Source organism: Absicoccus sp. (genome assembly GCF_034090965.1).
Classification (GTDB): domain Bacteria; phylum Bacillota_I; class Bacilli_A; order Erysipelotrichales; family Erysipelotrichaceae; genus Absicoccus; species Absicoccus intestinalis.
On record NZ_JAXDRQ010000010.1, the window covers coordinates 1 to 18,717 of the forward strand.

Consider the following 18,717-nt stretch of genomic DNA (forward strand, 5'->3'; position numbering starts at 1 on the left):
CTTTCCGGACAAACGATTGATGCTTTTTATGAAATTATCCAAACCATTCCAGCAGAATATGAAAAAAAGCCCATTCAAACCAAATCCACGAATTTGGATATTTCCTTTACGGTAAAACCATTGATACAAAATCAATTCACCCAAGGTGTACAAGTGAGGGGCCATATCCCAACAATCATCAAAGGAATTCGCTATGGCTATTATTTCAAAGTAAATACTCTTTATCGCATTCCTTTGGAACAAGCTAACTCATTTATCCATATACCTCATGATGAAAATGATGACATCACTTTCCAAATTGGCAACAAGCATCTAGCTCATTTTTACTATGATCAATTGCCAAAGATCCAAGAAACGTCGCATGTCGAAATCATTGAACCAGAAACGATTGAGGCCATCTTACCACCAGAACCAGACTTTACGTTTTATTTGGATGCCGATGATGATCATATGATCTGTACCATTGATGCCATCTATGATGAAAAACACTATCGTATGACCGATGAAATCACACTAGATACAAAAGGTTATTACTACGATCCATCTCGTCGAGAACATCGCTATATCGAACGGGAAACCGAAATCTTTCAAATTCTGCAAGACTTTGATTTTCAATATCAAAATAAACAAATGGTTTGTATCAAAGATGACGATCATATCTACAAATTTCTAACCGAAGGCATTGATATGCTCTTACAATATGGAACGGTTGAAGCCACCTCACGGTTTGAACGCCTCCAAATCATCACCAAACCAAAGATCACAGTTGGCGTATCGGTAGACAGTGACTTAATGGATATTCAAATCACGAGTGATGATCTAAGTCAAGAAGATCTCATTGAGATCTTGTCACATTATAAAGAAAAAAAGACCTATCATCGTCTGTCTTCTGGTAAATTTGTTCAAATGGATGCGCAAAGCTTACAATCTCTAGAACAAATGATGGAATCGTTGCATATGAGCCCAAAACAATTGGTTTCTGGCAAAATGAACATTCCTATGTATCGAGCGTTTTATCTGGATCGCATGCTGGCAGAAAAAAATGATCTACGTCAACGTAAGGATGCGAGCTTTAAAAATACGATCAAAAAATTTAAGAATGAAGAGTTTGCGTTGCCAAAAGAATTGCATGCCCAACTGCGCCCTTATCAAGAAGAAGGATATCAATGGATCAAAACGTTGGAAGCCTATCATTTTGGTGGTATCTTGGCCGATGAAATGGGGCTTGGCAAAACTTTGCAGGTAATCACCGTCTTAGCTTCTCATAAAGAAGAACAACCTTCGCCTTCGTTAGTGATTTGTCCGGCATCGCTTGTTTATAACTGGAAAGCCGAAATCGAGCGTTTTGCCCCACAACTTCAAACCGCATTGGTAAGTGGTACGAAAAAAGAAAGAAAAGAAATCATTGGTAACTATCAAAACTATGATGTATTAGTGACGTCTTATGATTTATTAAAACGGGATATTGCCGAATACGAAGATGTTCATTTCCATTATGAAATCATCGATGAAGCACAATATACCAAAAATCACACCACAGCTGCAGCCAAATCGGTAAAATTGATCAACAGTCAATGTCGTTTAGCTTTAACGGGAACACCAATCGAAAATCAACTGCAAGAATTATGGAGCATCTTTGATTATTTGATGCCTGGCTGCTTGTATAGTTATGATTATTTCCGCAAAAATATGGAAATTCCGATCGTAAAGCAACAAGACCAACAGCATTTGGAACAACTACGCAAAATGATTTCACCATTTATCTTGCGAAGACTGAAAAAAGATGTCTTAAAAGATTTACCAGATAAACTGGAAAAAGTGCAATATGTTTCTATGGATAAGAAACAAACCCATGTCTATAATGGACAAGTTAGCAAGCTACAACAATTATTGAAAAAAACCAATGATGAAGACTTCAAAAAACAACGCTTTAAGATCTTATCCCTGTTGACGCGCATTCGTCAGGTTTGTTGCGATCCATCGCTTTGTTTAGAAAATTATGATGGCGGCAGCGCCAAACGAGAAGCTTGTATGGATCTCATTGAAAATGCGATCGAAGGTGGCCATAAGATCTTGGTCTTTTCTCAATTTACGACCATGTTGGAAAAATTAGAAAAAGACTGCCAAGAAAAACAAATTGCCTATTATGAAATCACAGGATCAACCAAGAAAAATGTTCGTATCGATCGCGTGAATGCCTTTAATAAAAATGAGGTACCTGTCTTCTTTATTTCTTTAAAAGCAGGTGGTACAGGATTAAATTTGACAGGTGCTGATATCGTCATTCATTATGATCCTTGGTGGAATACAGCTGCACAAAACCAAGCAACTGACCGTGCCCATCGCATTGGTCAAAAGAATGATGTCACCGTTTATAAACTCATCATCAAAGATACAATTGAAGAAAAGATTCTCGATCTTCAAGAAAAGAAACAAGCATTAGCCGATGATATTTTATCCGGTGAACAAATGAGCAATACAACCATTTCAAAAGAAGATCTGGAAGCCTTGCTCCAATAAGCACAAAAGGACAAGTATACGACTTGTCCTTTTGCTTAATCTATTTCTTCTCTCTTCTTATCCAGTATAACATATCATCGCAAGCAATACTCACAAATAGCCAAAACTGCTACCAATTCAACCGTACCCAATACCAGTACTTTTCCCAAAGCCAAAACCAATAAATTTAAATTGTAATGTAATTTATGTATATTCATCTTAATTCCTCCTCCATTGTCAGTATATAAGTAGAATTGACATTATTTATGTCATGAATCCATTCATGTATTTCTTGAACAACTTCAATGTATATCATTTAATCTTGTTTGTCAAATATTGATTCAAGTTATTCTTGATTCAAAGACTAAAAAAAAGTATAGTATCCATAAGAGGAATGAGCATGAGTTTAGGACAACGAATTAAACAAGCGCGTGAACAACATGGCTATCAACAAAAAGATCTTGCCAAAAAGGTGGGTGTCCGATCGGCAGGTGTGATCAGTAATTGGGAACGTGATCTCAATAAACCCGATGCCGATAAGATCGTACAACTGTGTAAAGTCTTAGAGATTTCTTCGGCCGACTTATTGGATTGTCATATAGACGAAGCATTTGTGTGCACTTCAAAAGAAAAAACAATGATTCACCAATTTCGCCATTTAGATTCAATTGGTCAAGAAGCCATCTTAGCTTTGCTCACCATTGAAAGTCAGCGTCAAGAAAAAACCATCCTTCCAACACGGACAATCCCCTTTTTTAGTGCACGACCAAGTGCGGGCTTAGGAAATTGGATTTTCGATAATGAAGCAGAAAACATCGAAATTATCGATGGTCCACAAGCACAAAAAGCGGACTATGTCTTACAGGTCGATGGCAATAGTATGGAACCCAAATTTCATCATGGTCAATATGTTCTTGTTCACAAACAAGAAACCATTCAACCAAATGAAATGGGTATTTTTGTCATCAATGGTGAAGTATGGATCAAACAATTTCAAAAGGATCATCTCCATTCCATAAATCCAGAATATACCGATATTCCATTCGAAGAAGGTCAAGATATTTATTGTATGGGAAAAGTGATTGGCGTGGCAGAAAGGGTGTAAACTATGGAAATACAGATGAAATTAAAAGTAAGCGCACATGATTTTTATCACGTATTGCTTCAATCGTTGATCAATGACATTCAAAATGTAACGCACCAAACCATGACGGAAGCCGATCTGTCTTGTGGATATCGATATAAGAAAAAATCGACTCAACGACAAGGAAGCATGATCAAGGTCCATGTCAAAAAACTCGTATCGGATCAAGAATATCTGGTCCACTTTACAACATCGTTAGATACATCCGTTCTGCATTATCGTCTAGAGCCTATTGATGAAAACCATTGTCTTGTGACCTATACGGAAAAATATGATCGCTTTGATAAACAAGAATTATCTTCTTCTGCTCTTCGTGCCCAAAAAAAGCGTGCAAAAAAAATGATCAAAGCCATAGAGCATTCGATCATTAAAAACTCAAGATCAAAACAATGATCATACTGATTGCTTCTGTCATTAAAGGAATCATGGCTGCATAATAAGCCTTCATAGCTTCCATACGATAATAGAGTATATACAAAAGGATGCTCACAACAAAAGCTACCATTAAAACAAAGAATAAGTTCCAAAATCGCGAAATAGATAGGATCTGTGCGCCATATAGAGTATTGATCAAACACATTTCTAAGATCAACCAACCTGTAATGAGGAAAAGTTCGGTTGTCACTGGCCGATGAAAGCCAAAAAACGTGATCAATACAAGCACAATATACACAAAGATGCCTATACCCATGATCCTTGAACCTGAAAACATAGAATGTCGAATCGTCAATTCACTCATTCCGTGCATACTTAGCCAAACGCCAACCAATCCACAAAGGGCCGTGATCAATAATAAAACACCACGAAATCCATGGATACGATCTACGACTAGGCCGGGTTTGTAACATAAGCTCCACCAAATCAAATAAAAGATGCAACAGATGATCAAACTCAATTGACCAAATAAAATCGATAGATGCATGGTCTCACCTCTCAATTTCTATTCCTTTATGAAGATTTGGTAAATACTGCACTTGAATCGGATCTCCTACTTTATGGTTTTTCAAATTCATATCCAAGGTCATTCGATCTTCTTCTCCTTGTATTGTTACTTGTTGATGTTCCATTTGCGTGATCTTTCCAACGATCATTGGATAGGCATGCGCATGTAAATAAGAAGAATCCAAAATGGTTGGCACGATCAAAGACATAAATAAGATCACAAAGATCCCATTCCATAAAATACCAACGATCATCATGATTCCAGTTTTATGATCTTGAAAAAATGGTGTTTTTATATCCATGCCTTTTTTGATCACATAGACATTACTGCCGATCCATACCATCAATAACGCCAAACTTATTCGAATATATCGCATCAATAATTCTTGCATATAGCTATCTTATCATTTTTTCTAATGTCAACAAATATTTCTTTGCTTCCAATCCGGCTGCATAGCCAGTCAAACTTCCATCGGCACCGATGACACGATGACAAGGAACCAAAATCAATATCGGATTATTGTGGTTGGCCATACCCACAGCTCGACTCGCTTTAGCATACCCAATTTGGGCGGCAATTTCACCATACGTTCGTGTCTGGCCATAAGGAATCGTTTGTAGTTGTTGCCAAACTTGTTTTTGAAAATCCGTGCCCTCTAACGCAAGAGGTAAATCAAAGGAAGTTCGTTCTTTATCAAAATATTCTTTCAGCTCTTTACAACATGCCTCGATCCATTTTCCCGAAGCATCGGCATGAATCATCGGATCTATGGATATTGAAGACTGTTCAATACATAAAATCGCCTCTTTTGAAGCCATGATCTGTAGATTTCCAATCGGCGTTTCTATTTGTGTCCGACTGATATCTTTCGCAAAAATCTGTCGATACCGAGCCGGACTCATACCTGTTTCACGATGAAATTGATCATAGAAACTCGATAAATTCGAATCACCTACTTCGAGTGAAACATCCAATATGCTCAACCCATCTTGCAGTAATTGTCGAGCATAAGCCATCCGGGTTTGTCGGATATAATCGGAAAGTGTGATATCGTATTGCTTTTTAAAAACGGCTGACGCATGTTTTCGGGTGACCCCCATATTTTTCAGATGCAGGTTCAGTTGGGTTTGATCCTGAAAATGCTGATCAATGATTTCTTTTGTTTGGCTGGCTAACGTTTCAATCGGATCATACGAAAAGATATCCGGTCGACATCGTTTACAAGGACGAAAGCCTGCTTCTTTCGCTTCTTTTTGACTGGCAAAGAAACATACGTTTTCTAATTTAGGAACTCTTGATTTGCAGGATGGACGACAATATATCCCTGTTGTTTTCACCCCGTAATAAAATTTACCATCATAGGACGCATCACAATGTATAATGGCCTGCCACATTTCTTCTTGTTTCATATGTATATTGTAATACAACCATAGATGCCATGCTTCCAAAAAGAGCGGATTTCATTTCGAAAAAAGCGAGAAGATCCTCACTTTATTCGGAAATATGACAATTGTTTAATTTTAGATATTGTCCATCCGATACACTTAAATACGTATTCTCTTCAAAATTACCATTCGCAATGATGCTTTCCAATTGATGCGTTGCATCTGCAGATACTTCATAATAACCACCTAAGCCTGTATCTTCTAAATTTTTTGCTTTTTTATCAACAACCAATTGATACTCTCCAGCCGGAAGATCGACCCCCACCTTGAACATTCCTGATTTATGTACATTGATCTTTGGATGATCGCCATATGTATAGATCTTGATTCGACCCACTGTTTTGAGATATTGTCCTTCAGAAACCGATACAATAGCTGCTCGATCTATATTATCATTGGCCAGGATACTTTCAAATTCACCCGAGGCATCTGCATCAATTTCCCAATATCCTTTCCCTTTTAAATAATATTCACCAGCCGGTAAATCACTACCTATTTTATACATTCCACTGCGCCAATATTTGTGTTTCATCGATACTTCCACCATTTGTTCAGTTCTTGCTGACTGTGCATAAATCGGCATACATCCCATGGACAGGATCATCGTTGCACACATCATGATCTTAAATCCCTTTTTCATTTTTTTGTCTCCTTTGTTCGTATAGAACGAACCCCTTTTCTATGATCAATATAGAATGTGACATATCCAAAAAACGGGACTCTTAAAATGTTTTTTAAATTTAAAGCCGGTTTAAGGTATACTTGATACTGTTTCAAGACCAGAAAAGAGGGATATACAATGAAAAAAATTTGGAAAACTATATTTTACATTCCCGTTTTTCTGTTTCGCATTGTTCTGCATTTGATCTGGGGCCTTTTTAAGATTGCCCTTGTTGTATTTATACTTTTGGCAGGTTTTAACCTCTATGCCCAAAATAGTGATTCACAATTGGCGAAATCCATCACATCAACAAGAAATGATATTGTTCGTTATTTGACCAACAACAATACAAACGTAACAACAGATACGTATTCCTATTATACCGGTATCAAATGGCCATCAAATACCGCTACTATTTATATTGGATCAACCAATCAAGCCTTACATTCGGCATATCAAACAGCCATCCAAAATTGGAATGATACGGGTGTATTCACCTTTACCATAACGGATGATGCATCCAATGCAGATATTGTCGCTAGCGATACTTCCGATTCCAATTCAGAAGCAGCTGGTCTTACCGAAACAGAGCGAAATGTATTGACCAATCAAATAACCCATGCAACGATCACATTGAATTCTTATTATTTGATTGAAAACCCATATTATGGCTATACCACAGATCGTATCATCCATACAGCTGAACACGAATTGGGACATGCCATTGGTTTGGATCATGATGATTCTGAAATCTCCGTTATGCAGTCGGCTGGTTCTTATTATGGTATCCAACAAACAGATATCAATAAAGTAGCATCCTTGTATACAACATAAAAAAAAGATGGACTTCTCATCCATCCTTTTTCATGATTCACAATTCAATTTACCATGTATGATCCGACAACCACGCAATTCTGCCATCCTCGGATTTTCTTTGGTGAATGTATAAATTTCTTCACCCGTCAAATTCTGAGGAAAATCAGTCCAGAATTCATAAATGATTTTTCGATCAAAACTAAAAAAATAAGTAACAAAATTTTCTTTCACTGGATACGTATGCCAAATCATTTCATTCGACTTTTCTTTGTAAAAACGAACCATTGGACCGTAACAAGCTTCTGCTTCTTCTATTGTCATATACATACGATTCATTCCTTTCTTCGTATGCATCCTAACAAATGATCTGTCTAAAAAATGTGTCTTGATCGTATTATTGTTTCTTCCTTCATTAAAAAAATCCACCAGATAAACCGATGGATTTTTAGAAATATTATGCACGATCGATATATTGATACATCCAAGCAATGACATCTTCGACATCATCTTCTTCGACTTTTTGAAAAGCAGAATAGGCCGAGCCCACTTTAGCCCCTGGACATAATTCTTTCAAATCATCTTCAATATCTTGTTTGCCAACACCTCCATGTGATAGGAATGGCAAGACGGTCTTACCGGATAGATCCTGTTGTTTCAAGAATGTCGCCAATGGCAAGGCTACTTTTCCACCCCAATTTGGAGTACCTACGAAAATCACATCATACGAAGATACATCAACGGATACAGGTTTATAGGCCACATCAACATTTGCATCCATTTCTTTCCGAACCCGTTTTAATAGTTCTTTATAATTGGTTGGATAGGGATCCTGCGCTTCAATTTCACAAAGATCAGCATCCACGACATGTTGGATCAATTCTGCAGCAGACTTCGTATTACCTGATTGACTATAATATACAATTAAATATTTCTTTGACATACGCATTTCCTCTTTTCACTTATTATAGTATTCAAATTTTGCACATGTGTCTAGGATTTTACTCTTGTTTTATCAGCGAAAAGTTGAATGCGTTCTTTTTCAATATTGACATAAAAGCAATTCATAGAAGTTTCCATGATTATAACAAAAAAGCCCTTTCTATAAAGGGCTTTATTTCCTTTGGTGGAGGTGAGGAGGGTCGAACTCCTGTCTAAGCATCGTCCCACGATATTGCGTTTACAGTTTTTTCTATCTTTATGATCAATGGAACCGGATAGAAACGATTGCTCATTGATGCCATTCTAGAATTTTCATGACAAGCTTAGAATGATCACTTATCTATATCTTCTTAGTATGAACGCGTGTTGCTGACAAAGAAAGCAAAGATCAGTCAACCGGGCTGCAAGGTCTATCTACGACTCAATTAAGCAGCAAAAGCCATGCTTTGGTTTGCACCAAATACATTAGCCAATTTGTTTTTAGCAGTTAAATTTTTTGGTTATAACGCGTTCCTTCGCGACTGTGGCAGTATCCAAACAAATACTCATCGAATACCAAAAATACACCCCCAGAAGGTACTTAATCATACCATTCTAGTATCGATTTTTCAAGGCCTTTTGAATTTCACGTTTGGCATCTCTAGCTTTATTGGCTTCACGCTTATCATGTAAATTCTTTCCTTTGGCTAACGCAATCTCCATTTTCGCCAATCCCTTAGAAAGATATAAAGAAACGGGAACCACCGTATAGCCTTTGATACGTGTGGCTTGATCCAGTTTTAAGATTTCATTTTTATGCAACAACAAACGACGATCCCTATCTTCTTCATGATTGAATCGATTTCCAAATTCATAGGGAGAAATATGCATACCCTTGATAAATGCTTGCCCATTACGAATACTAATATAACTATCTCGTAATTGAACCTTCCCCAAACGAATGCTCTTGATTTCCGTACCCTTTAATTCCAAACCTGCTTCATAACGATCATACAATTCATATTCATGACGCGCTTTTCGATTTTCTACTACTATTTTTCGATTAGTCATTCTGTAACAATCTTTACTCCTTTTACATCCTTCATTACATTCTTAACATATTTTTGCACATATTCTTTCGAAATATCCTGTCCTTCACTTACCGTAACTTCATGTGTCTTTGCCTTTTTATTCGTCCATTCATGAATGGTATACATCTGATAATTGTTATAATTGGAATCATAATATGTGATGGTTGGTGTAAATGCAGCATCACTGACCGTCGCCTTTTTCTTATCATGATCATAGGTCACCTTAAAAGATGCCATACCACCAATCATATTATCATTCGCATTCTGCGCACTTATAAAATTACCCAAAGAATAATAACACAATGTATCTTGTTTATCACTCCGAATCCATTCAACCGGTTCAATCACATGCGGATGGGTACCAATGATCACTTCTACACCTAACGAATTCAATAATTTCGCATACTCTTTTTGCATATTGTTGACATCGGTATGATATTCCGTGCCCCAATGCATGGTAACAATCTGCACATCACTGACCTTATTCAACTTTTTCATATCTTTTTTAATCTTTGTTTTACTGATTTTATTGACCATCCAGGCTGTATCCGGATCATCCGGCTGAGACTCAAATCCATAGGCATAACTTGCCAAACCAACCCGAATTCCATGAATTTTCACAACAGTCGGTGTTTCAGATGCCTTCTTGGTTTGATAAGCACCCGTTACCGTAACATCTTTACAATGTTTTTGGATATAATCCAATTCTGTCTGCACACCCAACGTTCCCCGATCATAGGTATGATTACTGCATAGACTGAACCAATTGAATCCAGCATTCGCAACGGCATCATTAAATTTGGCTGGTCCATTAAACGAAGGATAACCATCCAACCATAAGCCATTCTTTGTGCCCGCACAAATCGTTTCGTAATTGATATAGTTTAAATCCGCTGTTGTATATTTTTTAATTGTTTTATAGAAATCATTGTAGTCGACATCTTTCATAGATTGATCCATGTTGCGAAAAATCACATCATGCAAAAGATTATCCCCTACACCCATGACCGTAAACGAATCCGTGTTGGTACTGGCACTCGTTTTTTTAGATAGAGTCGTGATGGGTTGGACCTGATTCATCAAATATCCAAATACACACATTACTAAAAAGGTTACAAACCAAATTCTCATTAAAACGTTCATACTTCTACATTCCTGCTAAGTGCGATATAAATAATTTTGCTAAACCTAAGAAAATAAAAAAGCCTAAAACATCCGTTGCCGTTGTAACAAATATCGTCGATGAAATAGCTGGATCTGCATGTAACTTCTTTAAACCTAAAGGCACCAAGAAGCCAAATAAACCAGAAACCAATAAATTACCAATCATGGCAATAAAAATAATCAAAGCCAAATAGAAATTTCCATACATAAAATACACAATGATAGCCGTAACAATACCGGTTGCAGCACCATCTACAACACTTAATAGCAATTCTTTGACTAACGCTTGCCAGTTTTCTTTTAAAGAAATCTCTTTTTTTGCCAATTCTCGAACCAAGATGGACATCGTTTGTGTTCCAGCATTACCACCCATTCCTGTTACAATGGTCATGGTAGCGGATAACGCCACCACTTGTTCAATCGTATTTTGGAACATTTTAACCGTAAAGGAAGCTAAAAAAGCTGTCATCAAATTGATCAATAACCAAGGCAATCGCATCCGAATGGATTCTGTTAAAGTACTTGAAAGATCCTCTTCCCGATTGACTCCGGCCATCTGTAACATATCTTCTTCATATTCTTCAACGATAACATCAATGACATCATCGACTGTGATGATACCTAAGATAGCTCCTCGTTTATTGACAACCGGAATGGAAGTTAAATCATATCGCGAAACCAAACGAGCCACTTGTTCCTGATCCACTTCAGGTTGAACGGAAATAACTGAATCATCCATAATCGTTGAAATTCGCTGTGCCTTTTGTGCACCCAACATATTACGAAGATCTACTTCACCAATCAAACGTTTCGTATCATCGATAACAAATAACGTTTCGATAACCTCGGACTTATCTGCAATTTCACGAATACGCTGTAAAGATTGAGCAACCGTCCAGTTGGCTTTAATAGCAATATAGGAAGTGGTCATGATACCACCAGCAGATTCTTCTGGATATTTCAACAATTCTTTAATGATCTTTTGATCACCCGAACGCATTAAATTGATCAATGCTTTCTTTCGGCCAATGGGCAAATCACCAATAATATCGACAATATCATCCTTCTGCATAAAGTTAAATACAGAAAGCAAGCGATGATCATCTATGAAAGAAGATAAACGAAGTCGTAAATCATCATCTGCATCTTCGATCAATTCACTCAAAGGCTCATCCTCTAACCATTGGCAAATCTTTTGAATATCGTCATCATCTAGATTTTCTATAGCTAGTGCTAAATCAACGGGTTCTACATCCACATAGAATGCTAAAAAAGAATCTTGATTTTGCAAGGCATCTTGCAACTTTTCTTGTGTAATTTTCTCCATAGATATCACCTCCACGAATCAATTTTAACACTGAAAAATAACAAAACAAAGCCATAAAGCAATGTACACCAAATGTATACATTTGATTTTATTTTATGAACATTTCTCTTGCATTTATTGATTGAATACGTATAATAAAAAAAGTACAGTCACGAAAGGAAGTATAAAAAATGACAAGAGTTTATAACTTTGCAGCCGGACCCGCTGCCATCCCCGAATGGGTATTAAAAAAGGCCCAAGCCGAAATGTTGGATTATCACGGAAGTGGTATGTCCGTCATGGAGATGTCACACCGATCTGCTGAGTTCAAAGAAATCATAGATAATGCCAAAGCTAGCCTTCGTCGCTTGATGAACATCCCCGAAGACTATGACATTTTATTTTTACAAGGTGGAGGTTCTACGCAATTCTTCATGGTTGCATTGAACTTGTTACAAAATGGTGCTGATATCATCGATACCGGACAGTGGACAAAGAAAGCCATCAAAGAACAAAAGAAAATTGGTTATGTTCATGTTGCAGCTTCTAGTAAAGAAGATAACTACACATATATTCCAAAAATCAAACAAGAAGATTTATATCCAAAAACGGATTATGTTTATATTTGCGAAAACAATACTATTTTTGGAACTAAATATAAACAATTACCACCACACGATGGAAAATTATTAGTTGCCGATTTATCTAGCTGCATCTGCTCAGAACCCGTTGATGTCACAAAATATGATTTGATCTTTGCTGGTGCACAAAAAAATATGGGACCTGCCGGTGTAACCATCGTTATTCTTAAAAAAGAATTATTAGATCGTGCAGATCAAGATAAATTACCAAGCATGTTGTCTTATAAAGTACATGCCGAAAAAGATTCTATGTTCAATACGCCTCCAACTTGGGGCATCTATATGGTTGGCTTAACTTGCCAATGGTTAGAAGAAGTCATTGGTGGCTTGGAAAACATGGAAAAGATCAACCAACGCAAAGCTAAGAAATTATACGACTACATTGACAATTCAAAATTGTATACAAACAATGTCAACAAAGAAGATCGCTCACTTATGAATGTTCCATTTGTGACCGGTGATGATGAATTAGATAAGAAATTCGTTGCTGAAGCAAAAAAAGCTGGTATTGCGAATATCAAAGGCCATCGTTCGGTTGGTGGTATGCGTGCAAGTATCTACAATGCCGTTACCGAAGAAGCTGTAGATTATTTGATTGACTTTATGAAGAAATTCGAAAAGGAGAATGCATAATGTACACGGTCAAACTCTATAACAACATTGCCAAAGCTGGATTGGATCAATTTACCGATCAATACGAAATTGGCGATGATAAAACCAATGAAGATGCCATTGTCGTACGTAGTGCCAATTTACACGATATCGACTATAATCCAAACCTAAAAGCCATTGCCCGTGCTGGAGCTGGTGTCAACAATATCGATATTGAAACATGTACAAAAAAAGGTATTGCCGTATTTAATACCCCAGGTGCCAATGCCAATGCCGTTAAAGAATTAGTCTTTGCCGGCATGTTACTCGCATCTCGTGATATCTACAATGCCATCACATGGGCAAAAAGCCAAACAGACAATCCAAATCTTGCCAAAGATATGGAAAAACAAAAGAAAAAATATGCTGGCCATGAACTAGCTGGTAAAACATTAGGTATCATCGGTGTTGGTGGTGCCATTGGACGTCGAGTAGCCAATGCAGCCCTTCGCTTTGATATGGAAGTACATGGCTACGATCCATATATGACAGTCGATGCCGCATGGAGCTTATCTCGTTGGGTCAAACATGAAAATACGATGGAAGGTGTATTGAAAGACGCTGATTTCGTTACCATCCATATTCCACAAACCCCAGATACCATGAATACCATCAATAAAGAAACAATCAGCCAAATGAAAGATGGTGTGAAAATCTTAAACATGGCACGTGGTGGATTGGTCAATGAAGAAGATATGCTAGAAGCATTAGATTCTGGAAAAGTTGCCGTTTATGTAACTGACTTCCCAACACCAAAACTAGCTGGTCATCCACATTGTATTCCTATTCCTCATTTAGGTGCATCAACATCAGAAAGTGAAGAAAATTGTGCCGTAAATGCAGCCAAAGAAGTTATGGACTACTTGGAACATGGTAATATTGTCAATTCAGTCAACTTGCCTCGATGCGAAATGGAATGGAACCACAATTATCGTGTTTCGGTGATCCATGTCAATAAACCAAGAATGATCAGTAAGATTACAGATAGCTTCTCCGAAACCAACAACATTGAAAACATGATTAATAAATCACGCGGTGATGTTGCCGTTACGATGTTGGATTTAGACAAAGAACCATTAGCGGAATCCCTTCAAAAACTGAAAACACTGGATGGAATTATTCGCGTTACAACATACCATGACTAAATAATTGGATAAAACGCTTGTTTTGAATCAACCGACAATATCTAATGTGTTGCCGGTTTTTCATTTTTGAATCCTTCATTTAAAAGCATACACATCTTTCACTGTTCCATAGAAAAAAATGAATACATCTATTTTTTATTAGCATATTCATTCTACCTATGATTAAATATGGAAGTATGATCAATACATAAAGGAGAGAAGAGAAATGGAGATCATTAATTCAGTTAACAGTTTTGTGAATGATATCGTATGGGGGCCAATCATGATTGTCCTCTTATTAGGAACCGGTATCTTTCTTTCTGTACGTTTGAAATTCCCACAACTATCACGAATCAAAGATATTCGCAAAGTAACTTTGGGACGAATGAAAGAAGACCATCGACGTCAAACCGAACAAGGTACGATTGCCAGTGCCAAAGCCGGACTTGCCTCCATTGCCTGTGTCGTTGGAACGGGAAATATTACTGGTGTTGCTACAGCGGTCGCAACTGGCGGTCCTGGCGCTCTATTTTGGATGTGGTTATCGGCTTTTTTTGGCATGGCAACCAAATTTGCCGAAATTTCATTAGGCTTATATTATCGTGAAAAAAATGAACGTGGCGAATACATTGGTGGAGCCATGTTTTACATCTACAAAGGATTAAAATCCAAATGGATGGCTTATTTCTTTTGTATTATGGCCATTTTTGCCTACATGGTATGTAGCGCCATCGTCGACACCAACAGTATTGTATTAGGCATTCAAGCCCAATGGCATATTCCACCATTGGCATCTGGTATTGTGATGGCTTTCCTAACAGCCATAGTTATTCTAGGTGGAATCACTCGTATTGGTAACGTATGTGAATGGCTAACCCCACTTATGAGTCTAATTTATATCTTCATTGGTACCATGATCGTCATTTTACATTTACCACAATTGCCACATGCATTTGCCTCGATCATCATAGGTGCATTCACACCACAAGGAGCGGCTGGCGGATTTGCCGGAGCAACCGTCATGCAAATTATGACTGTCGGCTTAGCCCGCGGATTAAACTCAAACGAAGCCGGTATGGGATCCAGTCCAACCCTGAACTGTTCTGCCGATGTGGACTATATTGAAAACCAAGGATTTTGGGGCATTGTGGAAGTATTCCTAGATACAATGATCATCAATACAGTAACGGGACTCGTTATTATATTATCGGGAAAATGGGTCAGTGGCATGTCCGGTACAGAATTAGCCATGCATGCATTCTCGACCTTCCTGCCAGGATCCATCGGTAATTATTTCATTTTGATCAGTACGTTCTTGTTTGGTTATAGCTGCTTGATCACTTCAAGCTTCCTATGCGAAGTTTCAGGTGAATTTATTTGGGGCAAAAAAGCAGTTTTACCTATTCGATGGATATGGATTGCCTTCATTGTTGTAGGTTCTGTTGGTGGCTTAGAGTTTGTATGGGATCTAGCCGATACCGCCAATGGCTTGATGGCTATTCCAAACTTAATTGCCTTATTATTGCTCAGTGGCACTTTGGTACGCATATATAAAGAAAAGGTTCCAACTGGTGGAAAGATCAAAGATGAAGACACCAATTTGTGATTTTGTCAAAAACTATCAAGAAAGTGACACATCACGACTACATATGCCTGGTCATAAAGGCCAAAATATTCTTGGTTTTGAAAGCCTGGATATTACAGAAATCAAAGGGGCCGATGCCCTTTATGAAGCCGATGGCATTATTGCTCAAAGTGAAGAAAATGCATCCAAGCTTTTCCATACCGGAAAAACATTGTATTCTGCGGAAGGTTCGAGTCTCAGCATTCGTACCATGATTGCCCTGGCATACAAACGAAAACCATTAAAAACCAGACCTTATATCGTAGCCGGTCGTAATGCCCATAAAGCTTTATTATATGCCTGTGCCCTATTAGATATTGATATTGACTGGATCATGCCTAACGAAGAACAAGTATCCATTTGTTCTGTTGTGGTAACACCGGAACAGGTCAAACAAAAATTCGAACAAGCCGATACTTTGCCCATTGGTCTGTATATCACTAGTCCAGACTATCTTGGCCAAATGAGTGATATCAAAGCACTTGCCGAAGTTTGCAAAGAATATGATGTACCCTTATTAGTCGATAATGCACATGGTGCCTATTTACACTTTTTACCCGAATCCCAACATCCTATCGACCTAGGCGCCTATATGAGTTGCGATTCTGCCCATAAGACCCTTCCTGTCGTAACAGGAGGCTCTTATTTGCACCTTTCCCAGCAAGCCAATCAAGAAGTTGGTCCAATGGCCAAAGCATCCATGATGTTATTTGGGTCAACCAGTCCATCCTATTTGATCTTGCAATCTTTAGATCGATGCAATGCCTATTTAGATACTTCTTTTCGTTCGGAATTAAAAGCTTTAATTCAAAAACTAGATCAATTAAAAGCAGAACTAATACAAGCAAACATTCCGGTTTTACCTTCAGAAAAAACCAAGGTAACGATCCATGCTTCACAAATGGGCATCCATGGCTATGAACTCGCCGAACGATTGCGTGCCCATCATGCCGAACCTGAATTCGCAGATAGTGATTTTCTTGTTTGCATGTTTACCCCACAAAATCGTCCCATCGATTTTAAACGCTTAAAACAAACCCTACTGGAAACACCACACAAACAACCTTTACCATCCACGCAACAAGCTTTGTTCCAGGTAAAGCCAACACGAAAACTTTCGATTCGCCAAGCTATCTTAAGTCGTCAAGCATTCGTCCCCGTAACCGAAGCCATTGGACATATTTGTAGTGAACCATCCGTATCTTGTCCACCTGCAATTCCAATTGCAGTCAGTGGTGAAATCATCACCAAAGAAATGGTGGATGTTCTACAAACCTATGACGTACAAACCATTGCGATCGTTGATGAATAAACCAAAAAGATGCACCCAAAAATGTGCATCTTTTTCTATCTACTCATTTCCCCTTGAAAGCATGAAGACGATAGTGCAAATAATTTTGTGTAAACAGTCCACCCTGCAGAATAATGCATGCTGTTATTTGTATCGTTGATCAAACATATCCACCAGTTCCTTTTGAACCTTGTTGAATCCACGATGTATCCGATTGGAAAATTGTTGGTTATATTCCATGAATTGGGTGCATACAAAACGTTCCAGTGATGCTTCATTGGGAAACTGTTCTTTCTGTTTGATCTTTCGTTTCAATTGCTTGTTCAAGCCTTCGATAAGGTTCGAAGTATAGAGGCTGCATGGATGTCGTTTGAAAATGAAAGCCAACTGAATAGACTGTCCCGGTTCTCACATCGATCCTGTATCTTTGGATATTTATCTTTGTATGTCTCAATAAAATCATCCAATGCTTTATTGGCTTCCTTTGATGTTTTACATTGATATACCGCTTTAAGGGCATCCGCTATTTCCTGCTTATCCTTGTTGCGTACCAGTCGAAGAACATTGCGCTGAATATGTATCCAGCAGGATTGATGCCGGTCATGAGGAAATATCTCAAGGCATCGATCACGAAGGCCCTGCAGTCCATCGCTGACAAATAAAAGGACTTCATGACAGCCTCGCTTATATATGTCTCCTTGTAGTTTTCAGCACATTCGGTCGGATACAGACGGTAATCAAGTACTTCCTTATAGCCTTCCGGAGTGATACCGACCAGAATATGCAGTGCCTCTTTTGAAACGGAATCACGACGTACATTGAGATAGGTAGCATCCATATAGATAACGACATAACGCTTATTCAAGGCTCTTTCATGGAATTCTTTCACATGATCCTCTACCGCTTTCGTCATATTTGAAATCGTTGCCGGTGTATAGGCATGACCATACATTTTCTCGATCAGATCACTGATTTCTGAAGTGATGATTCCTTTGGAATAAAGCTGCAGGATCGTTGTTTCCAGATCATCCGTATTCCGTTTATAAGGTTTGATCGTCTGCGGTTTGAATTCACCATTTCGATCTCTTGGTATTTGAACCTAGATATCACCATAGCGGGTCGTGATGGTACGAACATAGTATCCATTTCTGGAATTGCCCGTATTGTATCCAGCTGTGTCATAAGATTCATAATCAAGGAAGCTGGTTAGTTCTGTTTTCAGAAGGAAATTGACACAGGATTCAATTTCTTAACGAACAATTTCATCAATTGATGAATCGGAGGCTAAAGCTTTGTAGAGTTCTGTGTTAAAATTAGACATGGGAAGTCTCCTTTCGAATTTTTTTGGACACAATTATTCTACAAGGATTGACTTCCTTTTTCTATGCAAACGGAACTC

The 18,717-nt window shown here is 38.0% G+C and carries 18 protein-coding genes, 1 other RNA gene and 1 pseudogene; 8 read left to right on the forward strand and 12 right to left on the reverse strand.

Translation table 11 applies throughout. The annotated features are described in order from the left end of the window. Positions 1 to 2,520: DEAD/DEAH box helicase (locus tag SOS22_RS01845; RefSeq protein ID WP_320596157.1), on the forward strand; the 2,520-nt coding region annotated here is incomplete at its 5' end. 74 nt (positions 2,521 to 2,594) lie between these two features. Here SOS22_RS01845 and SOS22_RS01850 read toward each other — a convergent pair. Next, positions 2,595 to 2,717 carry a hypothetical protein gene (locus SOS22_RS01850; protein ID WP_320326002.1) on the reverse strand — a complete coding sequence of 41 codons (123 nt, stop codon included), beginning with the start codon at positions 2,715 to 2,717 and terminating at the stop codon, positions 2,595 to 2,597. A gap of 182 nt (positions 2,718 to 2,899) precedes the next feature. Between SOS22_RS01850 and SOS22_RS01855 the strand changes: the two genes are divergently transcribed. Then, a complete protein-coding gene (locus SOS22_RS01855; RefSeq protein WP_320326001.1) occupies positions 2,900 to 3,604 on the forward strand; it encodes an XRE family transcriptional regulator in 705 nt (234 codons plus the stop codon). A 3-nt stretch (positions 3,605 to 3,607) separates the two neighbouring features. Beyond that, positions 3,608 to 4,036: a DUF3284 domain-containing protein gene (locus tag SOS22_RS01860; protein ID WP_320596158.1), complete on the forward strand. Its 429-nt coding sequence runs from the start codon at positions 3,608 to 3,610 to the stop codon at positions 4,034 to 4,036. Here SOS22_RS01860 and SOS22_RS01865 read toward each other — a convergent pair. The 4 genes from SOS22_RS01865 to SOS22_RS01880 form a co-directional block, all read right to left on the reverse strand. Beyond that, on the reverse strand, positions 4,011 to 4,565 hold the full coding sequence (locus tag SOS22_RS01865) for a hypothetical protein (RefSeq protein ID WP_320596159.1): 555 nt from the start codon (positions 4,563 to 4,565) through the stop codon (positions 4,011 to 4,013). The two genes, SOS22_RS01860 and SOS22_RS01865, sit on opposite strands and share 26 nt — an antisense overlap. Before the next feature lie 4 nt (positions 4,566 to 4,569). Beyond that, positions 4,570 to 4,977, reverse strand: coding sequence for a hypothetical protein (locus SOS22_RS01870; RefSeq protein WP_320596160.1), 408 nt, complete (start codon positions 4,975 to 4,977; stop codon positions 4,570 to 4,572). 4 nt (positions 4,978 to 4,981) lie between these two features. After that, entirely contained in the window at positions 4,982 to 5,995 is a 1,014-nt protein-coding gene (locus tag SOS22_RS01875; protein WP_320596161.1) for a methylated-DNA--[protein]-cysteine S-methyltransferase, read from the reverse strand. Positions 5,996 to 6,077: 82 nt separating this feature from the next. Beyond that, positions 6,078 to 6,671, reverse strand: a complete 594-nt coding sequence (locus SOS22_RS01880; RefSeq protein ID WP_320325996.1) for a hypothetical protein — start codon at positions 6,669 to 6,671, stop codon at positions 6,078 to 6,080. 159 nt (positions 6,672 to 6,830) lie between these two features. On the opposite strand from SOS22_RS01880, the gene SOS22_RS01885 reads away from it, so the two are divergent. Beyond that, on the forward strand, positions 6,831 to 7,526 hold the full coding sequence (locus SOS22_RS01885; protein ID WP_320596162.1) for a M57 family metalloprotease: 696 nt from the start codon (positions 6,831 to 6,833) through the stop codon (positions 7,524 to 7,526). Between the two features lie 30 nt (positions 7,527 to 7,556). Here SOS22_RS01885 and SOS22_RS01890 read toward each other — a convergent pair whose 3' ends face one another. The 6 genes from SOS22_RS01890 to mgtE all read right to left on the reverse strand — a co-directional run bounded on the left by SOS22_RS01890 (position 7,557) and on the right by mgtE (position 12,008). Next, complete coding sequence (locus SOS22_RS01890; RefSeq protein ID WP_320596163.1) at positions 7,557 to 8,003, reverse strand: hypothetical protein; 447 nt, start codon at positions 8,001 to 8,003, stop codon at positions 7,557 to 7,559. Next, a complete protein-coding gene (locus SOS22_RS01895) occupies positions 7,963 to 8,448 on the reverse strand; it encodes a flavodoxin (protein ID WP_320325993.1) in 486 nt (161 codons plus the stop codon). The genes SOS22_RS01890 and SOS22_RS01895 overlap by 41 nt, the downstream gene beginning before the upstream one ends. 181 nt (positions 8,449 to 8,629) lie before the next feature. Next, positions 8,630 to 9,018: a transfer-messenger RNA gene (gene ssrA / locus SOS22_RS01900) on the reverse strand. Positions 9,019 to 9,041: 23 nt separating this feature from the next. Then, on the reverse strand, positions 9,042 to 9,497 hold the full coding sequence (gene smpB, locus SOS22_RS01905; RefSeq protein ID WP_128519453.1) for an SsrA-binding protein SmpB: 456 nt from the start codon (positions 9,495 to 9,497) through the stop codon (positions 9,042 to 9,044). Beyond that, on the reverse strand, positions 9,494 to 10,648 hold the full coding sequence (locus SOS22_RS01910; RefSeq protein ID WP_320596164.1) for a CapA family protein: 1,155 nt from the start codon (positions 10,646 to 10,648) through the stop codon (positions 9,494 to 9,496). The genes smpB and SOS22_RS01910 overlap by 4 nt, the downstream gene beginning before the upstream one ends. A 16-nt stretch (positions 10,649 to 10,664) precedes the next feature. Further along, entirely contained in the window at positions 10,665 to 12,008 is a 1,344-nt protein-coding gene (mgtE, locus tag SOS22_RS01915; RefSeq protein WP_320596165.1) for a magnesium transporter, read from the reverse strand. Positions 12,009 to 12,178: 170 nt separating this feature from the next. On the opposite strand from mgtE, the gene serC reads away from it, so the two are divergent. The 4 genes from serC (at position 12,179) to SOS22_RS01935 (ending at position 17,339) form a co-directional block, all read left to right on the forward strand. Beyond that, positions 12,179 to 13,261, forward strand: coding sequence for a 3-phosphoserine/phosphohydroxythreonine transaminase (gene serC, locus SOS22_RS01920; RefSeq protein ID WP_320596166.1), 1,083 nt, complete (start codon positions 12,179 to 12,181; stop codon positions 13,259 to 13,261). Beyond that, positions 13,261 to 14,424: a 3-phosphoglycerate dehydrogenase family protein gene (locus SOS22_RS01925; protein ID WP_320596167.1), complete on the forward strand. Its 1,164-nt coding sequence runs from the start codon at positions 13,261 to 13,263 to the stop codon at positions 14,422 to 14,424. The genes serC and SOS22_RS01925 overlap by 1 nt, the downstream gene beginning before the upstream one ends. A 205-nt stretch (positions 14,425 to 14,629) precedes the next feature. After that, positions 14,630 to 16,009, forward strand: a complete 1,380-nt coding sequence (locus SOS22_RS01930) for an alanine/glycine:cation symporter family protein (RefSeq protein WP_320325988.1) — start codon at positions 14,630 to 14,632, stop codon at positions 16,007 to 16,009. Further along, positions 15,990 to 17,339 carry a hypothetical protein gene (locus SOS22_RS01935; RefSeq protein WP_320596168.1) on the forward strand — a complete coding sequence of 450 codons (1,350 nt, stop codon included), beginning with the start codon at positions 15,990 to 15,992 and terminating at the stop codon, positions 17,337 to 17,339. The genes SOS22_RS01930 and SOS22_RS01935 overlap by 20 nt, the downstream gene beginning before the upstream one ends. Positions 17,340 to 17,462: 123 nt before the next feature. Here the strand turns inward: SOS22_RS01935 and SOS22_RS01940 are convergent. After that, positions 17,463 to 18,639: pseudogene (locus SOS22_RS01940) on the reverse strand (IS256 family transposase). Positions 18,640 to 18,717: the final 78 nt, after the last annotated feature.

Excerpts from the sequence above, each read along its gene's own strand:
- SOS22_RS01850 (WP_320326002.1), bottom strand. The coding sequence starts at position 2,717 with ATGAATATACATAAATTACATTACAATTTAAATTTATTGGTTTTGGCT.
- SOS22_RS01855 (WP_320326001.1), top strand. The coding sequence starts at position 2,900 with ATGAGTTTAGGACAACGAATTAAACAAGCGCGTGAACAACATGGCTAT.
- SOS22_RS01860 (WP_320596158.1), top strand. The coding sequence starts at position 3,608 with ATGGAAATACAGATGAAATTAAAAGTAAGCGCACATGATTTTTATCAC.
- SOS22_RS01865 (WP_320596159.1), bottom strand. The coding sequence starts at position 4,565 with ATGCATCTATCGATTTTATTTGGTCAATTGAGTTTGATCATCTGTTGC.
- SOS22_RS01870 (WP_320596160.1), bottom strand. The coding sequence starts at position 4,977 with ATGCAAGAATTATTGATGCGATATATTCGAATAAGTTTGGCGTTATTG.
- SOS22_RS01875 (WP_320596161.1), bottom strand. The coding sequence starts at position 5,995 with ATGAAACAAGAAGAAATGTGGCAGGCCATTATACATTGTGATGCGTCC.
- SOS22_RS01880 (WP_320325996.1), bottom strand. The coding sequence starts at position 6,671 with ATGAAAAAGGGATTTAAGATCATGATGTGTGCAACGATGATCCTGTCC.
- SOS22_RS01885 (WP_320596162.1), top strand. The coding sequence starts at position 6,831 with ATGAAAAAAATTTGGAAAACTATATTTTACATTCCCGTTTTTCTGTTT.
- SOS22_RS01890 (WP_320596163.1), bottom strand. The coding sequence starts at position 8,003 with ATGTCATTGCTTGGATGTATCAATATATCGATCGTGCATAATATTTCT.
- SOS22_RS01895 (WP_320325993.1), bottom strand. The coding sequence starts at position 8,448 with ATGTCAAAGAAATATTTAATTGTATATTATAGTCAATCAGGTAATACG.
- smpB (WP_128519453.1), bottom strand. The coding sequence starts at position 9,497 with ATGACTAATCGAAAAATAGTAGTAGAAAATCGAAAAGCGCGTCATGAA.
- SOS22_RS01910 (WP_320596164.1), bottom strand. The coding sequence starts at position 10,648 with ATGAGAATTTGGTTTGTAACCTTTTTAGTAATGTGTGTATTTGGATAT.
- mgtE (WP_320596165.1), bottom strand. The coding sequence starts at position 12,008 with ATGGAGAAAATTACACAAGAAAAGTTGCAAGATGCCTTGCAAAATCAA.
- serC (WP_320596166.1), top strand. The coding sequence starts at position 12,179 with ATGACAAGAGTTTATAACTTTGCAGCCGGACCCGCTGCCATCCCCGAA.
- SOS22_RS01925 (WP_320596167.1), top strand. The coding sequence starts at position 13,261 with ATGTACACGGTCAAACTCTATAACAACATTGCCAAAGCTGGATTGGAT.
- SOS22_RS01930 (WP_320325988.1), top strand. The coding sequence starts at position 14,630 with ATGGAGATCATTAATTCAGTTAACAGTTTTGTGAATGATATCGTATGG.
- SOS22_RS01935 (WP_320596168.1), top strand. The coding sequence starts at position 15,990 with ATGAAGACACCAATTTGTGATTTTGTCAAAAACTATCAAGAAAGTGAC.